This window comes from Reyranella sp., from assembly GCF_050185545.1.
GTDB lineage: Bacteria > Pseudomonadota > Alphaproteobacteria > Reyranellales > Reyranellaceae > Reyranella.
Genome location: NZ_JBFWZI010000171.1, coordinates 9,818 through 15,593, shown reverse-complemented (window position 1 = coordinate 15,593; position 5,776 = coordinate 9,818). Strand labels below are relative to the sequence as shown.

Below are 5,776 nucleotides of genomic sequence, written 5' to 3'. Positions count from 1 at the left end.
CGTCGCACGGCAAGCGACGGCTGGCGCTGATCCTGCCGCACGATGGCTTCGTGTCGAGCGCCCCACCGCCGTTGCTGCGCGACGCGATGCGTGTCGCGCCGGCGGCGTGGCACCCGACTCTCGAGCGGCTGATCGCGCTCGGCATCGAGCCAAGCGTCTACGGCAGCCTGGCGTGGCAATACCTGACCGGCCTCGATTGCCTGACGGCGCGCTCCGATCTCGACATGCTGCTGGCGATGCCGCGGGCGGCCGAAACGCCGCGGCTGATCGCCGGGCTGGCGGCGATCGAGCTTGGCGGCGCCGATGCGCCTGCTCGCCGCGCAGATCTCGCACACCGTCCAGTGGGCGGCCTGCCTCGACAGCGCGGTCGAGGCGGGCGCCACGGTCTTCCTCGAGCTCGGCCCCGGGCGCGCCCTCGCCGAGATGGCCGCCGCGGTCCATCCCGACATTCCCGCCCGCAGCCTCGACGATTTCGGGACGCTGCAGGGAGTCCATGCGTGGCTGGCGCGGCAGGTGGGTTGATGCTGGCCACGATCCCAGACCATTCGCACATGGCAGAGATACCGTCATCCCGAGCGGAGCCGCCCGCAGGGCGGTGCAGTCGAGGGCCTTTCTTGTCGGCGCTGCAACAAGAAAGGTCCCTCCACTACGCCTCGCTGCGCTCGGCTCCGGTCGGGATGACGGCATTTCCTCCTATGCGAATGCCCTGGCCGCGGCCCGACCCGTTCCCCGGCCACGGGTTTTCGTCCTCTTGACCGTTCCCTCGCGGTTGGCGAGTGTCATGTCTCTCGAGTCGCGAAAGGGCCAAATGAAAAGCGCAGTCATGGTGGCAATGGCGGTGGTGTTGACCGCCTGCGGCATGCAGCCGGTCCCGGTGGTCCCGTTGGCCAACCGGCAATCCGATGCCGCCGGCAAGAGGTTCTGGTCGCCGATGCCCGGCATGACCGCGGTCTATATCTATCGCGGCCCGGATGCGGCTCCGCCGCAGGTGCTGTCGCTTACGGCGCGGGACACGCAGCTGGGCTGGCTGACGCCGTCGACCTGGATCCGCGCCGACGTCGCGCCCGGGCGCTACGATGTGCGCTGCCTCATCGGCAAGGACAAGGAGCTCGCCGGGTCGACCAACCTCGAGCTGCGACCCAGCACCATGATCTTCCTGCAGGCGGCGACGGAGACCGGCTCCAATGCCTGCACCCTGCGCGAGGTCCCGGCCAATATCGGGCGCGACGGTGTCGTCGCCGGCGTGGAGACCCAGCCGCCTGTGTACAATCCGCCCTTCCCCATTCGACCGTGAGCCGTCACCGTCCCTCATGGACGAGCCATGAGTGAGACGGCGCTCGCGGCGTGGCTGGCCGAGGCGGGGCTGCGCAACCTGCCGTTCGAAGAGATGGTCGACGGCTTCTCGCGGCGGCTCAACGCGCTCGGCGCGCCGGTGGCACGCACCTTCGTCGGCATGAACACGCTGCACCCGATGGTGCGCGCGCGCAGTGTGATCTGGGAGCGGTCGGCCGGGGCGAATGCCCATTTCGAGTTTCGCCACGTCGATATCGGTGCGCCCATCCTGCGCCAGAGCCCCTTCCTGCCGATGCTGCGCGATGGCGTGGTCGAGCGCCGTCGGCGGGTCGACGACCTCGCGGCAGCCCGCGAAGTGCCGATGTTCGAGGAGCTGCATGCCGCCGGCATGACCGAGTGGTTCGGGCGCGTGTTCGCCTTCGGAGCACTGACGCCCGACTTCGGGACACTTGCGGCCGGCGCCCGCATTCCGGAGTCGGCCGAGCACGTCGAGCGGCGCTTTCTCGTCTGCTCGCTGACGACGGACCGGCCGGGCGGCTGGCTTGACGACGATGTCGCGATGTTCAACCGAGTGATGCCGGTGTTCGCCTTGGCGGTCAAGGCGGTCACCGCCGGCGCCATTGGCCACGGTCTGCTCGCCGCCTATCTCGGCGATGATCCGGCGAGCCGGGTGTTCGCCGGCACGGTGCAGCGCGGCGAGGTGCAGAGCGTCGAGGCGGTGCTGTTCTATACCGACCTGCGCGGCTTCACGGCGCTGGCCGACGTGACGCCCGGGCCGGAGCTGATCGCGCTGCTCGACGAGTGCTTCGAATGCATGGTCGAGCCGGTCGCCGAGCGCGGCGGCGAGGTGCTGAAGTTCCTGGGGGACGGGCTGCTCGCCGCCTTCGCGGTCATTGCCGGCAATCGCGACGCGGTGTGCGGCGCGGCGCTCGACTCTGCGGTCGAGGCACTGGCGCGCATCGAGACGCTGAATGCCCGCCGGCGCGTCGAGGGACGGCAGGCGATCGCGCTCGATATCTCGCTGCATATCGGCACGGTGCAGTACGGCAATGTCGGCACGGCGACCCGCCTCGACTTCACGGTGATCGGCCCGGCGGTCAACGAGGCCTCGCGCATCGAGCGGCTGTGCGAGCCGCTCGGGCGTCGCGTACTGGCCTCGCAGCAATTCGCGGAAGCGGCCGTCTCGAGCCGCTGCCGCCTGGTCTCGCTCGGCCGGCACGAGCTGCGCGGCGTGCGCGAGCCGACCGAGCTCTACTCGCTCGCCGCGACGTGACGCCTACTTGCCGTAGACGGCGCTCTCGAAGGCGTAGAACAGCGGCAGCGACTTCACGTCGGCGAACGGCAGGACCTGGGTAAGGTAGACGCCGCCCAGACCCTTCTTCTGGTCGATCCAGAAGTAGGTGTTGGCGAGGCCCGCCCAGGCCAGCGAGCCGGCGGTGCGGCCGGTCGGCGCCTCCTCGTTGTTGATCATGAAGGAGAGCCCCCAGCTCTTGTCCATGCCGGGGAAGAACTCGGCATCGTTGGAGAACGGCGGCGCCGCCGTCTTGAGCATGATCACCTTCGAATTGCCCATGGCGTTCTTCGACATCAGCTCGACAGTGGCGGGCTTCAGCACCGCCTCGCCTTTGTCCGAGCGGCCCTGGTTCAGCATCATGCGCACGAACTTCAGGTAGTCGCCGGCCGTGCTGTAGAGCCCGCCGCCGCCCATCTCGAACTCGGGCTCCTGCGGCAGCTCGAGCGCCGGGTCGGGCACCAGCTTGCCGTCGGCGCCGCGGTGATGGATCTTGGCGAGCCTGGCGCGCATCGCATCGCTGATGCGGAAGGCGGTGTTGTCCATGCCGAGCGGCCCCAGGATATTGTCGCGCATGTACTGGCCGAGCCGCTGGCCACTCACCGCCTCGACCATCTTGCCGGCCCAGTCGATGTTGATGCCGTACTCCCAGCGCTCGCCCGGCTCGAACAGCAGGGGAAGGGTCAGCGCCTTGTTCTGGCAGCTGATGACACCGGGCACCTCCATCGCCTCCATGTACTTGCCGATCTCGGGCTTCCAGATGTCGTAGGCGAAGCCCGCGGTGTGGGTGAGCAGATGGCGCAACGTGATATCCCGCTGGGCCTTGCGGGTCCGGGGCTTGCCGGCGGCGTCGAAGCCCTCGAGGACGACACAGTCGCCGAGGGACGGGATGACCGCCTTGGCCGGCCCGTCGAGCGAGAGCTTGCCGCGCTCGACCAGCTGCATGGCGCAGGCGCCGGTGATCGCCTTGGTCATCGAGGCGATCCACGCCACGGTGTCGGGCGTCATGTCGGCGGACTCGCCCAGGATCCGCTTGCCGAAGCCTGCCTCGTAGGTCGTGCCTCTGGCATCGGTCGCCACGGCGACCACGCCCGGCACATCGCCCCTGCTCACGGCTTCCTTGAGTACGCTGTCAGCCTTGGCTTTCATGGCATGTTCCTCCCGATTGTCGAGTTGCTATTGAGGCATGCCGGCCAGGTCTCCTGTCCAGCGCAATTATCGTTGATGACCGTGTCGCCGCGTCGTCCGGCGGTAACTCAGGCGTAGTTGCCGCGCACCCGGCCTTTGCCGTTGGTCTTGCGCGCCCGTGCCGCCGCAGCGGATTTGGCCGGTCGCGCTCCGGCCTTCTTTCCCGGCCTGGCCTGCAGGAGCGTGCGCATCTCGGCGCCCTTGGTGTCCCACCAGTCGGCGAGGATGCGGACGTCCCAGCCAATGCAGAAGTGCTTCACGCCCATCGCCAGGTAGCGTCCGGCCTGCGATGGATCGCGCAGCTCGACGCGCGGATGCAGGCCCATCTTCAACGCCGTCTCGATCGTCCTGGTCTCGGCGGCCAGCACTTCGGCGTCGCCGTATTGGCCGGTCTTGCCGATGCTCATCGAGAAGTCCGAGGCGCCGAACTGGACCATGTCGATGCCGGGCACCGACAGGATGGCCTCGAGATCGTCGACGCACGATTTCTTCTCGACCATGATGGCGATGACGACCTCGTTCAGCGCATCGACATAGGCCGGCGTGCCGCCTTCGCGAACCGTGCCGACGTCACGGCGCATGCCGACGCCCAGCCGGCCGCGCCCGCGGACGCCGCGCGCCATCGTCGTCTCGGCGCGCACCGCGTCGACGGCAAGCTTGGCGTCCTCGACGCTGCGGATATCGGCGAACAGCACGCTCTGGAAGCCGGCGCCGATCGCCCGCATGGCCTGATGGGTGTATTGGGTCTGCTCGATCTTGATCATGCCGGCCATGTTCATCAGCTCGAAGCTGCGGCCGAGATTGTCGAGATCGTGCATCGTGAACGGCGCGTACTCGGCGGTGAACTCGACATAGTCGTACAGCTTGGAATAGCCGATCAGCTCGACCAGGGTGGGCCACGCCGACAGGATGTGCGTGCCGACGGTGGGCTTGCCGGCATTCAGGAGTTCGCGAAACAGATTACGGCGCATGGCTGGGGTTCCCGGTGGTCGATGCTTGTTCGTTGGCATCCATACTGCTCGATCGGCTAGGCTCGGGGAAGCGGGGAGGGGCAGTCTTGAAGCAGATCGCAATCACGGCGGCGACGGTCTACGTCACCGAGATCCCGGTGCGGTTGATGCGCCGTCACGGCTCGGGCGACGTCGCAGGCACGGTGAAGAATGCAATCCTGAAGCTCGAGACCGACGCCGGCATCACCGGCTGGGGCGACGCCGCGCCGTGGGCGGTGTTCACCGGCACGATCGAGGCCAATGTCGCTGCCTTGCATGTGTACCTGCGCCCCCTGCTGCTGGGCGCCGATCCCTTCCGCATCGAGGCGCTGATGGCCGACGCCGATCACGCGGTCGTCGGCCATCCCGAGGCCAAGGCGGCGATGGAGATGGCGCTGTTCGACATCGTCGGCCAAGCGTCCGGCCTGCCGGTCGCCGAGCTGCTGGGCGGGCGCTGCCGCGACGACATCCCCCTGTCGTTCTCCGTCGCCGATCCCGATTTCGATCGCGACATGGAGATGGTGAAGCGGCTCTACGGCGAGGGCCTGCGCCTGTTCAAGATGAAGACCGGCTTCGCCGGCCACGCCGCGGATCTCGGGCGCATGGAACGCTTCCGCAAGGAGCTGCCGGCCGATGCCGAGCTGCGCATCGACTACAATCAGGGCATGAAGACCCACGACGCCATCCGCGAGCTGCGCGACGTCGAGGCGTTCCGACCGACCTTCATCGAGCAGCCCGTGCCGGGCCATCATCGCGCGGCCTTGGCCGAGATCACCCGCGCGCTCGACACGCCGGTGCTGGCCGACGAGAGCGTATTCACGCCGACCGACGCCCTGCAGGTGGCGGCCGGCCGCATGGCCGACCTGGTCAGCATCAAGATCATGAAGCACGGCGGCATGCTGGCCGCTCGCAAGGTGTCGGCGATCTGCGAGGCTGCCGGCATCGCCTGCTACGGCGGCGACATGTTCGAGACCGGCATCGCCCACCTCGCAGGCACGCACGTCATCGCCGCGAC

At 68.3% G+C, this 5,776-nt stretch carries 6 protein-coding genes and 1 pseudogene; 5 read left to right on the top strand and 2 right to left on the bottom strand.

The window, feature by feature from the left end; all coding sequences use genetic code 11:
- Window positions 1–86: 86 nt before the first annotated feature.
- The 4 genes and pseudogenes from AB7O82_RS30365 to AB7O82_RS30350 form a co-directional block, all read left to right on the top strand.
- Window positions 87–281, top strand: a pseudogene (locus AB7O82_RS30365) (phosphoribosyl-dephospho-CoA transferase MdcG domain-containing protein); the annotation flags it as partial.
- Window positions 282–303: 22 nt separating this feature from the next.
- Window positions 304–522: a hypothetical protein gene (locus AB7O82_RS30360; protein ID WP_428548929.1), complete on the top strand. Its 219-nt coding sequence runs from the start codon at window positions 304–306 to the stop codon at window positions 520–522.
- A gap of 286 nt (window positions 523–808) precedes the next feature.
- On the top strand, window positions 809–1,294 hold the full coding sequence (locus AB7O82_RS30355; protein WP_428548884.1) for a hypothetical protein: 486 nt from the start codon (window positions 809–811) through the stop codon (window positions 1,292–1,294).
- Window positions 1,295–1,321: 27 nt separating this feature from the next.
- Window positions 1,322–2,566 carry an adenylate/guanylate cyclase domain-containing protein gene (locus tag AB7O82_RS30350; protein WP_428548887.1) on the top strand — a complete coding sequence of 415 codons (1,245 nt, stop codon included), beginning with the start codon at window positions 1,322–1,324 and terminating at the stop codon, window positions 2,564–2,566.
- Window positions 2,567–2,569: 3 nt separating this feature from the next.
- Here AB7O82_RS30350 and AB7O82_RS30345 read toward each other — a convergent pair whose 3' ends face one another.
- Both AB7O82_RS30345 and AB7O82_RS30340 read right to left on the bottom strand, forming a co-directional pair.
- Window positions 2,570–3,733 (bottom strand): serine hydrolase domain-containing protein, encoded by a 1,164-nt coding sequence (locus AB7O82_RS30345; RefSeq protein WP_428548890.1) that lies wholly within the window; start codon window positions 3,731–3,733, stop codon window positions 2,570–2,572.
- Between the two features lie 107 nt (window positions 3,734–3,840).
- Window positions 3,841–4,743: an HpcH/HpaI aldolase family protein gene (locus tag AB7O82_RS30340; protein WP_428548893.1), complete on the bottom strand. Its 903-nt coding sequence runs from the start codon at window positions 4,741–4,743 to the stop codon at window positions 3,841–3,843.
- A gap of 86 nt (window positions 4,744–4,829) precedes the next feature.
- On the opposite strand from AB7O82_RS30340, the gene AB7O82_RS30335 reads away from it, so the two are divergent.
- Window positions 4,830–5,776: enolase C-terminal domain-like protein (locus AB7O82_RS30335; protein WP_428620958.1), on the top strand; the 947-nt coding region annotated here is incomplete at its 3' end.